The 18659-nt window shown below is 73.8% G+C and carries 19 protein-coding genes and 1 riboswitch; of the genes, 14 read left to right on the top strand and 5 right to left on the bottom strand.

Features of this window, described 5'->3' with window-relative positions:
• Positions 1-53: 53 nt before the first annotated feature.
• Genes AB0K67_RS08660 through AB0K67_RS08650 form a run of 3 tightly spaced genes read left to right on the top strand, consistent with a single transcriptional unit; the run spans position 54 to position 2645 of the window.
• Positions 54-794, top strand: a complete 741-nt coding sequence (locus AB0K67_RS08660; protein ID WP_364055081.1) for a LytTR family DNA-binding domain-containing protein — start codon at positions 54-56, stop codon at positions 792-794.
• Between the two features lie 13 nt (positions 795-807).
• Positions 808-1158: a hypothetical protein gene (locus tag AB0K67_RS08655; protein WP_364055078.1), complete on the top strand. Its 351-nt coding sequence runs from the start codon at positions 808-810 to the stop codon at positions 1156-1158.
• Positions 1155-2645 carry a cation acetate symporter gene (locus AB0K67_RS08650; RefSeq protein WP_364055075.1) on the top strand — a complete coding sequence of 497 codons (1491 nt, stop codon included), beginning with the start codon at positions 1155-1157 and terminating at the stop codon, positions 2643-2645. Before AB0K67_RS08655 ends, AB0K67_RS08650 begins: the two co-directional genes overlap by 4 nt.
• Positions 2646-3255: 610 nt before the next feature.
• On the opposite strand, the gene AB0K67_RS08645 is transcribed toward AB0K67_RS08650, so the two are convergent.
• Positions 3256-4095: a deoxyribonuclease IV gene (locus AB0K67_RS08645; protein WP_364055072.1), complete on the bottom strand. Its 840-nt coding sequence runs from the start codon at positions 4093-4095 to the stop codon at positions 3256-3258.
• Positions 4096-4285: 190 nt separating this feature from the next.
• On the opposite strand from AB0K67_RS08645, the gene uraD reads away from it, so the two are divergent.
• From uraD to alc, 10 genes are all read left to right on the top strand, one after another.
• Entirely contained in the window at positions 4286-4801 is a 516-nt protein-coding gene (uraD, locus tag AB0K67_RS08640) for a 2-oxo-4-hydroxy-4-carboxy-5-ureidoimidazoline decarboxylase (RefSeq protein WP_364055069.1), read from the top strand.
• Positions 4798-5097 (top strand): hydroxyisourate hydrolase, encoded by a 300-nt coding sequence (gene uraH / locus AB0K67_RS08635; protein ID WP_364055066.1) that lies wholly within the window; start codon positions 4798-4800, stop codon positions 5095-5097. The genes uraD and uraH overlap by 4 nt, the downstream gene beginning before the upstream one ends.
• Positions 5098-5958 carry a factor-independent urate hydroxylase gene (gene pucL / locus AB0K67_RS08630; protein ID WP_364055063.1) on the top strand — a complete coding sequence of 287 codons (861 nt, stop codon included), beginning with the start codon at positions 5098-5100 and terminating at the stop codon, positions 5956-5958.
• Between the two features lie 5 nt (positions 5959-5963).
• A complete protein-coding gene (locus tag AB0K67_RS08625; protein ID WP_364055060.1) occupies positions 5964-6824 on the top strand; it encodes an FAD binding domain-containing protein in 861 nt (286 codons plus the stop codon).
• The gene (locus AB0K67_RS08620) at positions 6824-7294 is read left to right on the top strand and encodes a (2Fe-2S)-binding protein (protein ID WP_364055057.1); all 471 of its coding nucleotides are present in this window, start codon (positions 6824-6826) and stop codon (positions 7292-7294) included. The genes AB0K67_RS08625 and AB0K67_RS08620 overlap by 1 nt, the downstream gene beginning before the upstream one ends.
• Entirely contained in the window at positions 7291-8676 is a 1386-nt protein-coding gene (locus tag AB0K67_RS08615; protein WP_364055054.1) for an 8-oxoguanine deaminase, read from the top strand. The genes AB0K67_RS08620 and AB0K67_RS08615 overlap by 4 nt, the downstream gene beginning before the upstream one ends.
• A 36-nt stretch (positions 8677-8712) precedes the next feature.
• Positions 8713-8925, top strand: a complete 213-nt coding sequence (locus AB0K67_RS08610) for an EF-hand domain-containing protein (protein ID WP_364055051.1) — start codon at positions 8713-8715, stop codon at positions 8923-8925.
• Between the two features lie 399 nt (positions 8926-9324).
• Positions 9325-10479, top strand: coding sequence for a glycerate kinase (locus AB0K67_RS08605; protein WP_364055048.1), 1155 nt, complete (start codon positions 9325-9327; stop codon positions 10477-10479).
• A complete protein-coding gene (gene allB / locus AB0K67_RS08600; RefSeq protein WP_364055045.1) occupies positions 10476-11786 on the top strand; it encodes an allantoinase AllB in 1311 nt (436 codons plus the stop codon). The genes AB0K67_RS08605 and allB overlap by 4 nt, the downstream gene beginning before the upstream one ends.
• Positions 11787-12731, top strand: coding sequence for an allantoicase (gene alc, locus AB0K67_RS08595; protein ID WP_364055042.1), 945 nt, complete (start codon positions 11787-11789; stop codon positions 12729-12731).
• 117 nt (positions 12732-12848) lie between these two features.
• Here alc and pknB read toward each other — a convergent pair whose 3' ends face one another.
• From pknB to AB0K67_RS08575, 4 genes are all read right to left on the bottom strand, one after another.
• The gene (pknB, locus tag AB0K67_RS08590; protein ID WP_364055039.1) at positions 12849-14828 is read right to left on the bottom strand and encodes a Stk1 family PASTA domain-containing Ser/Thr kinase; all 1980 of its coding nucleotides are present in this window, start codon (positions 14826-14828) and stop codon (positions 12849-12851) included.
• Between the two features lie 213 nt (positions 14829-15041).
• A complete protein-coding gene (locus AB0K67_RS08585; protein ID WP_364057515.1) occupies positions 15042-15749 on the bottom strand; it encodes a thiazole synthase in 708 nt (235 codons plus the stop codon).
• A gap of 40 nt (positions 15750-15789) precedes the next feature.
• Positions 15790-15990, bottom strand: a complete 201-nt coding sequence (gene thiS / locus AB0K67_RS08580; RefSeq protein WP_364055036.1) for a sulfur carrier protein ThiS — start codon at positions 15988-15990, stop codon at positions 15790-15792.
• Positions 15987-17306: an FAD-dependent oxidoreductase gene (locus AB0K67_RS08575; protein WP_364055033.1), complete on the bottom strand. Its 1320-nt coding sequence runs from the start codon at positions 17304-17306 to the stop codon at positions 15987-15989. Before AB0K67_RS08575 ends, thiS begins: the two co-directional genes overlap by 4 nt.
• Positions 17294-17410, bottom strand: a riboswitch (TPP riboswitch). Its footprint overlaps the gene before it by 13 nt.
• Before the next feature lie 64 nt (positions 17411-17474).
• Here AB0K67_RS08575 and AB0K67_RS08570 point away from each other — a divergent pair.
• Positions 17475-18644, top strand: coding sequence for an FAD-dependent oxidoreductase (locus AB0K67_RS08570; protein ID WP_364055030.1), 1170 nt, complete (start codon positions 17475-17477; stop codon positions 18642-18644).
• Positions 18645-18659: the final 15 nt, after the last annotated feature.

Here is an 18659-nt window from a genome sequence, read left to right as displayed (position 1 = left end):
CTATGCTGGTGTGTCTCTTGTGACCTCTGCTTTCATACGACAGCGTGGTGGACATGCTGAGAGTGCTGGCCGTCGACGATGAAGTGCCTGCTCTGGAGGAGCTCGCCTACTTGTTGCGCCAGGACGACCGCATCGAGCACGTCACGACCGCGGCCGACGGCGTCACGGCCCTGCAGGACATGGTGCAGATGATCGGCGGCGGCGAGCGGCTCGACGGCGTGTTCCTGGACATCCGCATGCCCGGTCTCGACGGGCTCGACCTCGCCCGGCTGGTCGGCGGGTTCCCCAGCCCGCCGCGGCTGGTCTTCGTCACGGCCCACGAGGAGTGCGCGGTGCAGGCGTTCGAGCTGGAGGCGGTCGACTACCTCCTCAAACCGGTCAGGGCCGAGCGCCTGTCCGAGGCCGTGCGCAGGCTTGAGGCGGCCACCTGCCCCGCGCCCGAGCCCGGCCAGGACGACGTCATCCCCGTCGAGCTGGGCGGGCGCACCCGGTTCGTGCCACAGCAGGCCGTCTGGTTCGCCGAGGCCAAGGGCGACTACGTACGCCTGCACACCGTCGACGGCAGCTACCTCGTCCGCATGTCGCTCGCCGCCCTCGAGCGGCGCTGGTCCGGCGCCGGGTTCATCCGCATCCACCGCAGCACGCTCGTCTCCGGGCGGCACGTCAGCGAGCTGCGGTTCGAAGGCGGGCGCGTCACGCTCACCGTCGGCACCGAGACCCTCCAGGTCAGCCGCCGCCACAGCCGCCAGGTCCGCGACCAGCTCGTCCGCCAGCACCGCGGCGTGATCCCGTGAGGAGCGTGACGCGTTGAGCGCGCAGCGGCGCGTCGTCGTACGGCGGCGCGCCGCGCTCCGGGGCTCCCGGCGGACGGCCGCGCTCGCCGGTCCCGCCGGTTCCGGCGACTACGGCCTGACCGGTTCCGCCATGTACGGCGTGGCCGGGCACGATGTGCCGGGCGTGCCGGCGATCGTGGGCCTGCAGCTGCGCCAGGCGCTGCGCACCGTGGGCGCCGTCGCCGCCCTGCTCGTCGGCGCCCCCGTGCTGGCCGCCTGGCTGCCCGAGCCGGGCGCGTGGGTGGCGATGTCGGTGGCCGTGCACCTCGCGTGGGTCGGGCTGGCCGTACGCCAGCTCAGACGCGCGGAGCGGCTGGAGCGATGACCGTCGCGGTGCTGACCGGGATCGCGTTCGTGTCGGTCCTGGGCGTGATGGCGGGTGCCGCGAGACCCCGGCGCTCGGTCGGCGTGGCCGACTTCCACGTGGCCGCGAGGACGGTGCCGCCCTGGTGGAACGGCGCCGCCATCACCTCCGAGTCCACCTCCGCCGCCGCCTGCCTCGGCACGGCCGGGCTCATCGCCATCCACGGCTCGCCGATGCTCTGGTATCCGGCGGGTGCGGCGGCCGGGTTCGTCGTCGTGCTGGCGCTGGTGGTCGCGCCGCTGCGGCGGTCGGGGACGTACACGCTGCCCGACTTCGCCGGCTGGCGGCTGCGCTCGGCCCGGCTGCGCCGCTTCACCACCGCCTTCGTGCTGCTCGTCGGGCTGGCGTTCCTGGTCGCGCAGTTCCACGCCGCCGGAGTGGTGGTGCGGCTGCTCACCGGGCTGCCGCCGTGGCTGGGCTGGGCGGCCGTGGCCGGGGCGGCTCTCGCCGTGGCGTACGGCGGCGGCGCGGGCAGCGTCACCAGCGTGCAGGCGTGGCAGTTCTGGCTGAAGCTGGTCGTCTTCCTCGGCGTCGGCCTGGTCTGCTGGTGGGCGGCCGGCTCGTGGCCGGTCCCGTGGCCGGAGGGCGCCTACCGCGCCGGTGGGGCCGGGCTCGCGGGGACGGGCGACCCGTCGCTGCCCGGCGTGCTGGCCGTGCTGCTGGCCTGCGCACTCGGCACGATGGGGCTGCCCCACGTCATCGTGCGCGTCTACACCAGCAAGGACGGCACGGGAGCCCGCCGCTCGATCGTCGCCGCCCAGGCCATGCTGGCCGCCTTCTGCGTGGTGCCGCCCCTGTACGGCGTGCTCGGCCACGTCCACGCCCGCGACGCCGCCGCCGACGAGATCGTGCTCCTGCTGCCCGCCAGGATGGTCCCGGGGGCCGCCGGCGAGCTGCTCACCGGCCTGCTGGCGACCGGGGCGTTCGCGGCCTTCCTGGCGACCGCCGGGGGCGTGCTGGTGGCCGTGGGCGGCGCGGTGGCGGCGTGCGTGCCCGGCGCGGGGGCGCGTGCCTTCCGTACGGCCGTACCGGCGGTCCTGGCGGCCGCGCTCGTCCTCACCGCCGTCTCCATGCCGGGCGTGTCGGTGGCGCTCGTGCTGCTCGGGCTCAGCCTCTCCGCGGCCACGCTCTGTCCGATGCTGGTGCTCGGCATCTGGTGGCGGCGGCTGACCGACGCGGGCGTCGCGGCCGGGTTCGTGCTCGGTGGGGGCGTGACGGGGGCGTTCGTGCTGGGGGAGCAGGTGGGTGTGAATCCGGGCGCGCTGACGTCCTGCCCCGCGCCCGTCGCGGTGCCCGCCGCGTTCGCCGCCATGGTCGTGATTTCCCTGGTCACGCCCGGTCGGCTGCCGCAGGGGGTGGGTTTCATGATGGCCAGGATGCATCTCCCCGAGCGACTCGCGCGCCCCCCTGCCTACCGTTCGTCGCGCCAGGACGACCGCTGGTCGTGAGACCACTCTCCGTATGGCGATGACTACTGACCGCTCAACGAGCTGCCCGTGAAGAGGGTTTCGCCCGCAAGATCGCAACCGTAGTGTTTCGGCATCGGAAGCCATCCCGGCGCATCGGGAGGGACGAGCCGGGGGCTCACGACAGGCTCGATGCGCCGGCTTCACCGGCGACGCGCAGGTCGCCGCGGCGGCCGGGCCCTTGACCGGGGGGTAGGGCCCGCCACGCCGGATCCGTGAAGGGGCGCCCGCGAGGCCGCGCACCAGGGCCCCGCGATCCGGCACGCGGGGGCGGCCGTATCGCGCAAGCGGGCGCCCCTATCACGATCCCGGCGACGCCTTCCGCCCCACCCCGATCGCGGGGGTTCCCGTCTCCCGCGTGCGGGGTTCCCGCCTGCTCACGCTGCTCGCAGCGCCTGCTGCGGTGCATGGTGCTCCCACGTCGTTTGAGCGGATGCGTTGCCCTGCTTCCTCCGCCTGCCGGGGAAAGCGCGCACCGGCGCACCTCGACGTGGTAGCGCTCGCCCTGCTTCCTCCGCCTGCGGGGAAAGCGTGCCGCCCGGCTCTCACCGCCGCCCGCCGGCGGGGTGCCGGGCACCGCCGTCGAAGCCCGTCAGCCGTCGCGGAGTTTCTTCAGCAGGGCGATGTCCTCGGCGTGCTTCGGGGCCTTGCCCGGCGTCTCGATGCAGAGCGGGACCCCCGCCACCGCCGGGTGGCGCATCAGGTCGGCGAACGGCTGGATGCCGATGTGGCCGGCGCCGATGTTCTCGTGGCGGTCCTTTTTGGAGCCGCAGACGTCCTTCGAGTCGTTGGCGTGGATGAGCTTGAGCCGGCCGGGCGCGATGGCGTGCAGCGCGTCGAAGGTCTCCGTCACCCCGCCATCGGCGGCGAGGTCGTGGCCGGCGGCGAAGGCGTGGCAGGTGTCGAGGCAGACCCCGGCGCGCGGATGCCAGTCGAGCTGAGCGAGGTAGGGCTCGAGGTCCTGGACGGTGGCGCACAGCATGGCGCCCTGGCCCGCCATCGGCTCAAGGAGCAGGTCGGGCCCGCCGTCGGGGATCTCGTCGAGCAGCGGCAGCAGGTTTTCGCGCAGCTGGCGCATCGCGTCGTCGCGCGGCTGCGTGACCGCCGAGCCGGTGTGCACGACCACGCCGCGCGCGCCGGTCTGGACGCCGCGCCGCAGCGTGTGGCGGACGATCGCGACGGAGTTGGCCAGCGTCTCGGGGTTGGGCGAGCCGAAGTTGACGAGGTAGGGCAGGTGGATGAACGCCGGGACGCCCGACTCGGCGAGCTTGGCGTCCTCGTCGGGCTTGCCTTCGGTGAGCGCCCACCCGCGCGGGTTGGTGACGAACACCTGGATCATCTCGGCGCCGATCTCGGCCATGTACTTGAGGCCGCCCGTCGCCAGGCCGCCCGTGACGGACACGTGCCCGCCGATCAGGGATGTCACGGTCATGATGGCACCCAGTCTAGGGCCGCCGCCGGACACCTCCGCAGTTCAGCGCCGCCGCGCGAAACCGCGGCGCCCCGGACGTCACGAAGGCCCGGCGATTGGAGCATGACACGAAAAGTGCCCGCGTTCCTGGTCGTCAGTTGGGAGTTCTGGCGGATGGACCGGGCACGGAAGGGCTGTGTGTACTTCTGCCATGGCGCACCCGCACGACGGCAACCTCGCCGCGTTCAACGCCCGGCCCCGGGCCGAGGCCGTGGCGGACCTGCTCACCTGCTGTGCCTCCCCGGCGTTCGCCGAGGAGGTGGCGGCGCGCAGGCCGTACGGCGACCTCGACGACCTGCTCGACACCGCCGCGCGCGCCGTGCGGGACCTCGGCTGGGACGAGGTGCTGCGGGCGCTGAGCGCGCACCCCCGCATCGGCGAGCGCCCGGCGGGGGAGGGGAGACAGGCGGCCTGGTCGCGGCAGGAGCAGTCGGGCGTGCCCGACGCCCTGCGGGCGGCGCTGGCCGACGCCAACCGCGCCTACGAGCGCCGCTTCGGGCACGTCTACCTGGCGTGCGCCACCGGGCTCACCGGCGCGCAACTGCTGGCCAGGCTGGAGGAGCGGCTGGCCAACGACGAGGAGAGCGAGCGCGAGGTCGTCCGCGCGGAACTCGCGGCGATCGCCCGGCTCAGGCTGGCGAAGCTGCTGAAGGAGGAGGGGGCATGAGCCTGTCCACCCACGTGCTCGACGCGGTCACCGGCCGGCCCGCCGCCGGCCTGCGCGTACGGCTCGAACACGACGGCCGGGTGGTGGCCGAGGGCCGCACCGACGACGACGGCCGGATCAAGGGCTGGAACCCGGGCGCCGGGGTGCACCGGCTGGTCTTCGACACCGGGGCGTACCTGGAGGACACCTTCTACCCGGAGGTCGTCGTCACCTTCACCGTGGCCGACCCGGCCGCGCACCATCACGTGCCGCTGCTGCTCAGCCCGTACGCCTACAGCACGTACCGAGGGAGCTAGATGACCGTCAAGCTCGGCGCCAACCGCTACGGAAAGGCGGAGACCAGGCTCGTTCACGTGGTCAAGGACGGCCCGGTGCACCACCTCAAGGACGTCAACGTCAGCATCTCCCTGTCGGGCGACATGGAGGCCGTGCACCTGACCGGTGACAACGCCGCCGTGCTGCCCACCGACACGCAGAAGAACACCGTCTACGCCTTCGCACGCAAGTACGGAATCGGCCAGATCGAGGTGTTCGCGCAGCGGCTGGCCACGCACTTCGTGGCGACGCAGGAGGCCATCAGGCACGCCAGGGTGGAGATCGAGGAGTACGGCTGGCGGCGGCAGGGCCCGCACTCGTTCGTCCGCGACGGCGGTGAGGTGCGCACCTGCCTGATCCACCACGACGAGGACGGCCGCACCACGGTCGTGTCGGGACTGAAGGACCTGGTGGTGCTGAACACGACCGGCTCGGAGTTCCACGGCTTCGCCGTCGACGGGTACACCACGCTGGAGCCCACCACCGACCGCATCCTCGCCACCGCGGTCCACGCCCGATGGCGGCACGCCGGCGAGCCCGCCTCGTACGGGACGTCGTACGCCCAGGTCAGGCAGGCCCTGCTGGACGCCTTCGCGAACACGCACAGCCGCTCGCTGCAGCAGACCCTGTACGCCATGGGCGAGCGCACGCTGCTGACCTGCGAGGGGGTCTGCGAGATCCGGCTGGCCCTGCCCAACAAGCACCACTTCGCGGTGGACCTGTCGCCGTTCGGCCTGACCAACGACAACGAGGTCTTCTACGCCGCCGACCGCCCGTACGGGCTGATCGAGGGCGGCGTGCTGCGCGAGGACGCACCCGACGCCGGATTCGCCTGGGAGTAGACGCGATGGACTTCTTGCGCCCCACGACGTGGGAGGAGGCGCTGGCCGCCAAGGCGGACCGGCCCGACGCGGTGCCCATCCAGGGCGGCACCGACGTGATGGTGGAGATCAATTTCGGCGTGCGCAGGCCGGCCGCGCTGCTCGACCTCAACCGGGTGGCCGAGCTGCGCGAGTGGTCGATGACCGGGGACGCGTGCCGGCTGGGGGCCGGGGTGCCGTACGCGGTGATCGTCGACCGGCTCGGCGGCGAGCTGCCGGGCCTGGCGCAGGCCGCGCGGACGGTCGGCTCGCCGCAGATCCGCAACCGCGGCTCGGTCGGCGGGAACCTCGGCGCGGCCTCGCCCGCGGGCGACAGCCACCCGCCGCTGCTCGCCACGGGCGCGACGGTCGAGGTGGAGTCGCGCGACCGCGGCGTACGGATGATCCCGGCCGACGAGTTCTACCTCGGCGTCAAGCGCAGCGCGCTGGAGCCGGACGAGCTGATCAGGGCCGTGCACGTGCCGCGCGCCACGGGACCCCAGTACTTCTCCAAGGTCGGCACCCGCAACGCCATGGTGATCGCGGTGTGCTCGTTCGCGGTCGCGCTGCATCCGCGGGAGCGGCGGGTCGGCACCGGGATCGGCTCGGCCGCGCCCACCCCGCGCCGCGCCCTGGAGGCCGAGGAGCTGCTGGCCGCCGAGCTCGACTGGGACGCGCCGCTCGATCCCGCGCTGGCCCGGCGGTTCGGCGAGCTGTGCGCGCGGGCCGCCGCCCCGATCGACGACGTGCGCGGCAGCGCCGCCTACCGGGTGCACGCCATCGGCGTGCTGGCCCGCCGCACGCTCGCCTGGGCGTGGAACGACCACCTGGGAAGGAGGGCGGCCTGATGCGCGTCACGTTCACCGTCAACGGCCGCGAGGAGAGCGCCGAGGACGTCTGGGAGGGCGAGAGCCTGCTGTACGTGCTGCGCGAACGGCTCGGCCTGCCCGGCGCCAAGAACGCCTGCGAGCAGGGCGAGTGCGGCTCCTGCACGGTCTACCTCGACGACGTGCCGGTCTGCGCCTGCCTGGTGGCGGCCGGCCAGGCGGAGGGGCGGCAGGTGCGCACCGTGGAGGGCCTGGCCGAGGGCGACCGCCTCGACCCGGTGCAGGAGGCGTTCGCCGAGAGCGGGGCCGTGCAGTGCGGCTTCTGCACGCCGGGGCTCATCGTCCAGGCGCACGACCTGCTCGAACGCGTCCCGCACCCGTCGGACGCGGAGATCAGGGAGGCGCTGGCGGGCAACCTGTGCCGGTGCACCGGCTACGAGAAGATCCTCGACGCCGTACGCCTGGCCGCCGAGCGCAAGGCGGCGCCGTGACGCTGATCATCGACAACGTCCGCATCGCGCCCGTCTCCGGCCCCGAGATCCCCTCCGGCCACATCACGATCGAGGGCGACACGATCGCCGGGCTGGGCCCCGGCCCCGCGCCCGCCGCGCCGGGCGCCGAGCGCATCGACGGCGCGGGCTGCCTGGCCACCCCCGGCCTGGTCAACACCCACCACCACCTCTACCAGTGGGCCTCGCAGGGCCTGGCCCAGGACGCCACCCTCTTCGAATGGCTCGTGGCGCTCTACGAGGTGTGGGCCGCCATGGACGCCGAGGTCGTCGAGGGCGCCGCCACGGCCGCGCTCGGCTGGCTGGCGCTGTCGGGCTGCACCACCTCCAGCGACCACCACTACATCTTCCCCAAGGGCCGGGGCGACCTGCTGGCCGCCGAGATCGAGGCCGCCCGCGCGATCGGGTTGCGCTTCCACCCGGCGCGCGGCTCCATGGACCGGGGCCGCTCGCAGGGCGGTCTGCCGCCGGACGAGGTGGTCGAGGAGCTGGACGACATCCTGGCCGCCACCGCCGAGGCCGTGGACGCCCACCACGACCCGTCGCGCTCCTCCATGCTGCGGGTGGCGGTCGCGCCGTGCTCGCCGTTCTCGGCCAGCGGCGCGCTGATGACCGAGTCCGCCGCGCTGGCCAGGGACAAGGGCGTACGCCTGCACACCCATCTCGCCGAGACCCTCGACGAGGACGAGCACTGCCTGGAGCAGTTCGGGCTGCGGCCCGTGGACTACATGGAGAAGCTGGGCTGGCTCGGGCCCGACGTGTGGTTCGCGCACACCGTGCACCTGAGCGACGCCGACATCGGCAAGCTCGCCGCCACCGGCACCGGCTCGGCACACTGTCCCTCGTCCAACGGGCGGCTCGGCGCGGGCATCGCGCGGGTGTCGGAGATGCTGCGGCGCGGCGCGAACGTCGGGCTCGGCGTGGACGGCAGCGCCTCGTCCGAGCTGACCCCGATGGCCGGGGAGATGCGGCAGGCCCTGCTGTTCCAGCGCGCCCGCTACGGACCGCGCGCCCTGACCGCCGCGCAGGCGCTGGAGCTGGCCACGCTGGGCGGCGCGCGCAACCTCGGCAGGCAGGACGAGCTGGGCACGCTGGAGCCCGGCAAGCTGGCCGACGTCGTGCTCTGGCGAGTCGGCGGGCCGTTTCACGCCGCCGTCACCGACCCGGTCTGCGCGCTCGTCTTCGGGCCGCCTCCGCCGGTCGAGCTGGTGCTGGTCGGCGGACGTACGGTGGTCGCCGGCGGCGAGCTGCGCACGGTCGCCCAGGACGCGGCGGGACGGGCGGGCGCCGAGGCGCATCGCCGGCTGCTGCGGCTGGCCGCGGAACGCGGAGTCGCCGCCGCCCGCCGAATCCACGACGACTAATGTGGAGATATCCGGACGATCAGGAAAGGCGGTCCCGTGTCGGCGGAACTCCCAGACGAGCGGCTGGCGGAGCTCAAGAGCACCTTCGCGGCCATCGACACCGACGGCGACGGCTACATCACCGAGGCCGAGTTCAAAGCGCACTTCCCCGACCTGCCGGCGGAGGCGCTCGGGGCGATGAGCCAGGAGGCCGACTCCGACCAGGACGGGCGCTACTCCCTGGAGGAGTTCATCCGCACCCTCTCCTGACGGGCCACCCGCCTGCCGTCCCCGCCGCACCCCGCTCGGGGCGGGGCCCCGTGCGCGGAAAGCGCCGGGGTGCCGGTGCTCCCGCCCCTGGCTGGTACGCGAGCGGGCCGATGCGCCCCTGCTCCGAAAGCGCCTGGGCCGGCGCTTCGCCCCGCCCGGCGCGCGAGCGGGCTGCGTCCCCGCTTCGAAGAGGCCGGGGCGCCGGTGCTCCCGCCTCTGCCCGGCGCGCGAGCGGGCTGCGTCCCCGCTTCGGAGAGGCCGGGGGACCGGTGCTTCCGCCCCTGCCCGGCGCGCGAGCCGGGCGGGGCGGGATGTGATGATGAGTCACGCCTTCCTGCCCGCTCGCACCGGGCAGGAAGGCGTGTCAGCACATTCTTCATCATCAGGTGGGAGTTCGTAGTGGTTCAGCACGTACTGGTGGCCCCCGACAAGTTCAAGGGCTCGCTGACTGCCGCCGAGGTCGCCTCCCACGTCTCGGCGGGCCTCGGCGTGCCCACGGTGGAGCTGCCGGTGGCCGACGGCGGCGACGGCACCGTGGACGCGGCCGTGGCGAGCGGCTACAGCCGGATCACGATCGAGGCCACCGGGCCGACCGGGCGGCCCGTCTCCGCCTCGTACGCCTGGCATCCCACCGGCACCGCCGTGGTCGAGCTGGCGGAGGCCTCCGGGCTGCGCCGCCTGCCGGGCGAGCGCGAGCCGCTGACCGCCACCAGCCGGGGCACCGGCGAACTGATCGCCGACGCCGTACGCCGCGGCGCGAAGCGGGTCGTGCTCGGCCTGGGCGGCAGCGCCTGCACCGACGGCGGCGCGGGCCTGGCGCAGGCGCTCGGCGCCCGGTTCCTCGACGCGGAAGGCAACGACCTGCCCCCCGGCGGGGCCGCGCTCAAGAAGCTCGACCGCATCGACATGTCGGGCTTCCTCGACATCTCGGGCGTCGAGTTCGTGGTCGCGAGCGACGTGGACAACCCGCTGCTCGGCCCGCACGGCGCCGCCGCCGTCTACGGCCCGCAAAAGGGCGCGACCCCCGACGACGTCAAGACGCTGGAGGCCGGCCTCGCACGCCTGGCCGCCATCGCCACCGCCACCCACGGGCTGATGGGCGCCGTCGAACACGACGACGTGCCCCGGGCGATGGGCGTGGCGGGCGCGCCGGGCGCGGGCGCGGCGGGCGGCGTCGGGTTCGCCGCGCTCGCCTTCCTGCACGCCGAGCTGCGTCCCGGCATCGACTACCTGCTCGACCTGCTCGGCTTCGACGCCCACGCCGAGGGCGCCCGCCTGGTGATCACCGGCGAGGGCTCGCTGGACGAGCAGACGCTGCGCGGCAAGGCCCCCGCGGGCGTCGCGCGGGGGGCCGCGCGGGCGGGAGTGCCGGTGGTGGCGGTCTGCGGGCGTACCACGCTCTCGGCATCCGACCTGAAGGCCGCCGGCATCGAGGCCGCGTACGCGCTGACCGACATCGAGCCCGACCCCGCCCGCTGCATGGCCGAGGCGGGACCGCTGCTCGAACGGCTCGCGGCCAGGATCGCCGCAGAACGCCTCACGGAGGGCGCATGACACCGTACGACCTGGTCGTCCGATCCCGCAGGACCGTCACGCCCGAGGGGGAGCGGGCCCTGGCCGTCGCCGTGCGCGGCGAGCGCATCGCCGCGCTGCACGACCACGCCGAGCCGCTCGCCGCCGCCGAGGACGTCGACCTGCGGGATCTGGTGCTGCTGCCCGGCCTGGTCGACAGCCACGTCCACGTCAACGAGCCCGGCCGCACCCACTGGGAGGGCTTCGCCTGCGCCACCAGGGCCGCCGCGGCGGGAGGCGTCACGACGATCGTGGACATGCCGCTCAACAGTCTGCCGCCCACGGTCAGCACCGAGGCGCTGGAGATCAAGCTGCGTGCCGCCGAGGGCCAGTGCCACGTGGACACCGCGTTCTGGGGCGGCGCGATCCCGGGCAACCTCAAGGAGCTGCGGCCCCTGCACGAGCGCGGCGTGCGCGGCTTCAAGTGCTTCCTGTCGCCGTCGGGGGTCGAGGAGTTCCCGCCGCTGAGCGCGGGCGAGCTGCGGCAGGCCATGACGGAGGTGGCCGGATTCGGCGGGCTGATGGTGGTGCACGCCGAGGACCCGGCGCTGCTGGGCGAGCCGGACGGGCCCGGCTACCGCGCGTTCCTCGACTCGCGGCCGGGCGCGGCCGAACGCAGCGCCGTCGAGCACGTCGTCCGGCTGGCCGCCGAGACCGGCTGCCGGGTGCACATCCTGCACGTCTCCAGCGCCGAGTGCCTCGACGTGCTGGAGGCCGCCAGAGCCGAGGGCGTGCCGGTCTCGGCCGAGACCTGCCCCCACTACCTCACGCTGACCGCCGAGCAGGTGCCCGAGGGCGAGACGGCGTACAAGTGCTGCCCGCCCATCCGCTCCGCGCGCAACCGCGACCTGCTGTGGGACGGGCTGGCCAGGGGAGTGCTGAGCTGCGTGGTGTCCGACCACTCGCCGTCCACCGCCGACCTCAAGGTGCCCGACTTCGCCGCCGCGTGGGGCGGCATCGCCTCGCTCCAGCTCGGGCTGGCCGCCGTCTGGACCGAGGCGGCGCGCAGGGGCCACACCCCGTCGGACGTGGCCCGCTGGATGTCCGCCGCGCCCGCCGAGCTGGCCGGCCTGTCCGGCAAGGGCGCGATCGCGGCCGGCAACGACGCCGACCTCGTCGCGTTCGACCCCGACGCCGAGACCGTCGTCGACGCGGCCCGCCTGCACCACAAGAACCCCGTCACGCCCTACCATGGCCGCACGCTCAAGGGCGCCGTCCTGACCACCTGGCTGCGCGGCCGCCCCGTGGACGGCGAGCCGCACGGACGATTCCTGCTGGGAGCGCGATAGATGGCCGACTTCACCCGCCTGCCCGACCTGGCCCTGCGCACGTACGGCGGCTCGGTCGTGGCCGCGAGCGACGAGTCGTTCGCCGAGAAGGAGAGCCTGATCAAGCCGGGCCGCCCCGGCTTCCAACCGGAGACGTTCGGCAACAAGGGCCAGGTGTACGACGGCTGGGAGACCCGCCGCCGCCGCGAGCCCGGCCACGACTGGGCGCTGGTACGCCTCGGCATGCCCGGCGTGATCCGCGGCGTGGTGATCGACACGGCCTGGTTCAAGGGCAACTACCCGCCGCACGCCTCCGTCGAGGCCGCATCCGTGCCCGGCCACCCGTCGCCCGGCGAGGTGCTCGACGCGTCCTGGACCGAGATCGTGCCGCTGTCGCAGCTCAGGGGCGACCGCGAGCACTTCTTCCCCGTCGCCGACGACACCCGCTACACCCACGTACGGCTCAACATCCACCCCGACGGCGGCGTGGCCAGGCTGCGCGTGCACGGCGAGGCGCGTCCCGACCTGTCCGTCTACGACGGGCTCGGCTTCGACCTCGCCGCACTCGCCAACGGCGGGCTGGTCACCGCCTGCTCCGACGAGTTCTACTCATCGCCCAACAACGTCATCGCGCCCGGCCTGGCCCGCCACCAGGCCGAAGGCTGGGAGACCGCGCGGCGGCGCGGCGGCGGCAACGACTGGCTCGTCATCCGGCTCGCCGGGCGCGGCGTCATCAGGCTCGCCGAGATCGACACCACGAACCTGCTGTACAACGCGCCCGCGGCGGTCTCGCTCACCGGCATCGACGGCGACCGCGAGGTGGAGTTGCTGCCCAAGACGCCGCTGCAGCCCGACACGCCGCACCGCTTCCGCCTCGACGGCGACACGCCGGTCACGCACGTGCGCGTGGACATCCACCCGGACGGAGGGCTGGCCCGCGTACGGCTGCACGGCCACCTGGCCTGACTCACCGGCACCCCGGCCGCGCTCCTAGGGCCGGCCGGGGCCGCGTCAGCGCCGGAGCCGGTGCCGGAGTCAGTGCCGGAGCCGGTGCCGGAGTCAGTGCCGGAGTCAGTGCCGGAGTCAGTGCCAGAGGATGACCGTGCTGCCCGGCGGGCGCTCGCTGTTGGGCAGCGGCCGCTGGAACTGCACCACAGGGGCGTTGGCCAGCCGCTGCACGCGTACGCGGAAGCCCAGCGCCTCCAGCTCGGACTTGGCGTCGTTGACGTTCTTGCCGATCACCCCGGGCACCATGGCGAACTGCTGGTCGTCGCGGGCCTCGTTGTCGCCGTTCCTGAACCAGTCCAAGAACGGCGTCTGGCAGCGCGCCACCGTGATCATCGCGGGCGCGCCCCTGTCCACCTCGGCCTTGGCCTTCGGCGACTGGGCGATGACCGTGCACGGCTCGGCGTCGTCGTCGACCTCGTTGACCTGCACCTGGAAGCCCTGCGAGCCGAGGAACTGGGCCGCCTCGTCCTTCGGCATGCCGGACACGTCGGGCATGGTCAGCCCGGCGCTGACGAAGATGTTGACCTTCGCGCTCTTCCTGACCCGCTCGCCCACCTGTGGCGAAGTGCGGATCACCTTGTCACGCTCGACCTGCTGGTTGGGCTGGCGCTTGACGGTGCCGACGGTCAGCCCGGCCTTGGCGATGGCGGCCCGGGCGTCGTTGCCGCTCATGCCGGTCACGTTGGGCACCACGATGCGCTCGGGGCCGAGCGAGAGCGTCAGCGTGACCGTCGTGCCCTTCTCCAGCTCGGTGTTCGCCGCCGGGTCGCTGCTCAGCACCAGGCCCTCGGCCACCTTCTCGTCGTACTGGCTCTCGCCCTTGCGCGCCTTCAGCCCGGCGTTCGCCAGGTCCTTCTCGGCCAGCGCCAGGTCCTTGCCCACGACGTCGGGCACCTTGACCTGCTCGGGCAGCGAGAAGTACCAGCCGGTCAGGCCCACCGCGATCACCATCACCGCGGCCAGGCCGGCCAGGAACCAGCTCGGACGGAACCGGCGCCGCGGCTCGGGCTGGGCCACCTCCATCCGCGGCTGGATCAGCGTGTGGGCCGGCGCCGCGTGCGGCACCGACGGAGCCGAGTGGACGGAGTGCGCCTGCCGACCCGACGGGGCCGGGGTGTCCGGCTGGATGGCCGTGAGCGCCGCCGTCTGCTGCGAGTGGAACGCCGCCATGCCCGGCAGCGAGGCCGTGCCCGGCGGGATCGACGTCTGCGGCAGCACGCGGTGCGCCTCGACCGCCGCCACCAGCATCGCGGTCGCGTCGGCCGGCCGGTCGTCCGGCTCGCGGGCCGTCGCGCTCGCCACCAGCCGGTCGATCAGATGCGGGACGTCGGGGCAGATCGACGACGGCGGGGGAACGGTGTCGTGGACGTGCCGGTAGGCCACCGACATCGGGGTGTCACCGGAGTACGGCTGCTGCCCGGTCACCAGCTCGAACAGCATGATGCCGGCGGCGTAGACGTCGCTGCGCACGTCGGCGGCGCCGGTCAGCACCTGCTCGGGCGCCATGTAGCCGATCGTGCCGATCAGCATGCCGGTGCGGGTCTGGTTGGTCGCCTCGATCGCCCTGGCCAGACCGAAGTCGACGACCTTGACCCGGCCGTCGTCGGTCATCAGGACGTTCTCCGGCTTGACGTCGCGGTGCACCATGCCGGCCTGATGGGCCGCGCCCAGGGCGGCCAGCACCGGGATGAGGATCTCCAGCGCCTCGCGGGCCGGCAGGCGGCCGCGTTCGCGCAGGATGTCGCGCAGCGTGCGGCCGGGGACGTACTCCATCGACAGGTAGACGACGTCGTTGTCGGTGCCCTGATCGAAGACGGCCACCACGTTGGGGTGTGACAGGCTGGCGACCGACTTCGCCTCGCCGATGAACCTCCTGACGAACGCAGGGTCCTCGGCGAGCGAGCGATGCATGACCTTCAGCGCGACGGTCCGGTCGAGCCGGACGTCCAGCGCGAGATAGACGGTCGCCATACCGCCCCGGGCGATCCGGCCCTCGATGCGGTAACGCCCATCGAGGAGCCGCCCGACCAGGGGGTCCGCAGTCGTCGTGTCCACCCCGCTGAGTTTACGGGCGATTTGCCACCGGGATGGCCTTGCCGCCCGAAACCGATGCGGAGACGTTCCCGTCCGCACCGCCGCGGGGATGCCGATGTGGCCCCGGCGTGTCGCCGGGGCGCACGAAACGGGCCGCTCGCGCGGGCGGCCTCCCAGGAGGCACGCGCGAGCGGCCCCCTGGAAGGCTCACGCGGGCCGTCTTATGGAAGCGGGCTACGGCGTCATGGGGGAGGACGCCTCGGCGTAGCGGCGGCGCGGGATGCGGCCCGCCTGGGCCGCGAGCCGCCCGGCGATCACCGCCTGCTTCATCGCCGCGGCCATCAGGTCGGGCCGCTGCGCCCGCGTCACGGCCGTGGCCAGCAGCACGGCGTCACAGCCCAGCTCCATCGCCAGCGCGGCGTCGCTGGCCGTGCCGATGCCCGCGTCGAGGATCACCGGCACGGACGCGGCCTCGACGATCAGCTCGATGTTGTGCGGGTTGCGGATGCCGAGCCCGGAGCCGATGGGCGCGCCCAGCGGCATGACGGCCGCGCAGCCGGCCTGCTCGAGGCGCCGCGCCAGCGCCGGGTCGTCCCCGATGTACGGCAGCACCACGAACCCGTCGGCCACCAGCCGCTCCGCCGCGTCGAACGTCTCGATCGGATCGGGCAGCAGCGTGCGCTCGTCGGCGATGACCTCCAGCTTGACCCAGTTGGTGCCCAGGGCCTCTCTGGCCAGCCGGGCCGTCAGCACGGCGTCGCCCGCCGTGAAGCACCCCGCCGTGTTGGGCAGCACCTTGATGTCGCGCTTGCGCAGCACGTCCAGCACGGAGCCGCGCGCCGACGGGTCGAGCCGGCGCATCGCCACCGTGGTCAGCTCGGTGCCGGACGCGGCCAGCGCCTGGTCCAGCACCTCCAGCGAGGGCGCGCCACCGGTGCCCATGATGAGCCGGGAGGAGAACTTCTCACCGGCGATGATCAGCTCATCCACCTTGCACCGCCGTCAGCACCTCCACGCGGTCACGGTCGCTGAGCGCCGTCGTCTCCCAGGCGCTGCGGGTGACCACCTCGTCGTTCACGGCCACGGCCACGCCGGTGGCGGCCGTCGTCAGCGTCCGTACGGCCTCCGCCACGGTGGTGCCGTCGGCCACCTCGCGCTCAGACCCGTTAATGGTGACAATCATGAAATTTCCTGAAACCTCCCTGGCGAGCACAGGGTCGCCAGCTCGCTCTCCTCGCCCATCAGGATGGCCGCCGTCAGCGGGGCCATCAGCACCCCGCCGCGGTGGTGCCCGGTCGCGTACGTCAGCCCCGGGGTCCTCGCCGGGCCGATCACCGGAAGGTTGTCGGGGGTGCCCGGCCGCAGGCCCGCCACCACGTCGGCGACCTCCATCTCGGTGACGCCGGGCACCAGCTCCCTGGCGTCGCGCAGCAGCTCGTACAGGCCGCCCGCGGTCACCGTCGTGTCGAAGCCCAGCTCCTCCTGCGTGGCCCCCACCACCAGCTCGCCGTCGCCCCGGGGGACGAGGTAGACCGGCGAGCCGTGGACGGTGCCGCGTACGCAGTGGGTGAGCAGCGGCTGCGGCGAGCGCAGGCGCATGATCTGGCCCTTGACCGGACGCACCGGCACGTCGGCCAGCTCACCGCTCCACGCCCCGGCCGCCAGCACCACCCGGTCGGCCGCCAGCACGTCCCCGTCCGCCCACGCACCGTCCGCCTCACCGGCCCCGGCGACGTCAAAGGCCCGCTCGGCACCGTCACCGGCGGCCCGTTCGCCGGCATCGGCGGGGTACGGCGCGGCAGGCGGTCCGCCGACGTGGTGAGCCCCGAGACGCAGGCCGGTCGCCGGTGCGCCGGTGGGCTTCGACAGGCGTACGCCCGTGACGGCGCCGTTCGTACGGACCAGCTCGCTGACGCGCGCCCGCACCAGCGGAACGCCGCGCCGCTCCAGGGCGGTCAGCAGCGCCGCCGTCACCCGCCGCGGGTTCACCCAGGCGTCGCCGGGCGCGAGCAGCCCGCCGCGCACGGAGGGGGCCAGCATCGGCTCCAGGCGGCGGCACTCGCGCCCGGTCAGCCGTTCGACCGGCAGGTCCAGCTTCTCCATGAACGCGGCCAGCTCGTCCAGCATCGCCATGTCGTCGGAGCCGAACGCGACGTCCAGCGTCCCCTCGGCCCGCAGATCCAGCCCGCCCGCGCCAAGCCCCGAACGGGGGCCGCGGGCCAAGGCACCGGCGGCGGAGACCTCGCCGGCGGGGAGTCCGGCGTCCTCGGCCAGCTCGGCGGCGAAGGCGGGCCAGCGGCTCAGCGCCGCCATGCCCAGCCGCAGCAGCGGCGCCTCGGTGTAGGTGACCTCGCTCACCGGCGCCAGCATCCCGGCGGCCGCGTGGGAGGCCCCGGTGGCGGGCGCGGGATCGACCACGGTGACCGGCCGTCCCTCGCACGCGAGCCGCCAGGCCACGGACAGCCCGACGACCCCGCCGCCCACGATCACGTCCATCATGCGCTCCCTTCGCCGGCATGATCCGGATCAGGTGTCTTGCGGTCGAAGGCCCGTCACAGCCTTCCTCTCAGCCCGGTCACGGCCGGACTCCCGCGCGTCTTACCGCCCACAGCCTACGACCTCGGTACGGGGCGCACGCACCGGCCCCTTATGGTCGCCGTTATGGTCATGAGCGTGAACCATGTCGTGGTGGCGGGAGCGGGTCTCGCGGGTGTGCGTACGGTGGAGGCCCTGCGCGGGCGCGGCTTCGACGGCCGCATCACGCTGCTGGGCCAGGAGCGCCATCGCCCCTACGATCGCCCGCCGCTGTCGAAGGCGGTGCTGAAGGGCGACGCCGACACCAGCTTCATCGACACCGACCTCGACGCGCTCCAGATCGACTTCCGGCCGGGCGTCGCGGCCACGTCGCTGCGCGCGGGCGTCGTGGAGACCACCGAGGGCGAGCTGCCCTACGACGGCCTGGTCATCGCCACCGGCGCCGACCCGATCAGGTTGCCCGGCGACGGCCCGCAGCACGTCCTGCGCACGCTCGACGACGCTCACGAGCTGCGGGTGATGCTCGTACCCGGAGCGCGGGTCACGGTCATCGGCGCGGGCTGGATCGGCGCGGAGGTCGCCACCGCGGCCCGGCGCGCGGGCTGCGCGGTCACGGTCATCGAGGCGGCGCAGACGCCGCTCGCCGCCGCCGTCGGCATGGAGCTCGGTGGCCGCACGATCCCCTGGTACGAGGGCATCGACCTGCGGCTCGGCACCATGGTCGAGTCGGTCGAGGAGGGCGGCGTCCGCCTGGTGGGCGGCGAGTTCGTCGAGTCCCACGTGGTCGTCACCGGCATCGGCGTGCGCCCGGCCGTCGAGTGGCTCGCCAACGCCGACATCGACCTGCACAACGGCGTCGTCACCGACGAGCACCTGCGCACCTCGCTGCCCGGCGTGGTCGCGGTGGGCGACTGCGCCGCGTGGTGGTCGCGCCGCTGGGGCACCCGCCTCAGGGTCGAGCACTGGGACACCGCGCTCAACGCCCCCGACGTCGCCGCCGCGACGCTCATGGGGGAGGAGGCGGTCTACGACCCGGTGCCGTACTTCTGGTCGGAGCAGTTCGGCCACATGCTCCAGTACGCCGGACACCACACCGAGGCCGACCGCCTCGTGTACCGGGGCGAGCCCGAGGGCAAGTGGTCGGCCGTCTGGCTCACCGACGGCGACACGCTCGCCGCGGTGCTCGCCGTGGACCGGCCGCGCGATCTCGTACAGGGCCGGCGCATCATCGAAGCGGGCCATCGACTGGACGCGGAACGCCTGGTAGATCCACAAGTGCCCCTACGAGATTGTGTTGTTTGAGCAAGCACGCCATGT

Source organism: Nonomuraea sp. NPDC052634 (assembly GCF_040678535.1).
GTDB classification, from domain to species: Bacteria; Actinomycetota; Actinomycetes; order Streptosporangiales; family Streptosporangiaceae; genus Nonomuraea; species Nonomuraea fastidiosa.
Note: the sequence above shows the minus strand (reverse complement) of the source record. Positions and strands in the feature narration are given on the sequence as shown.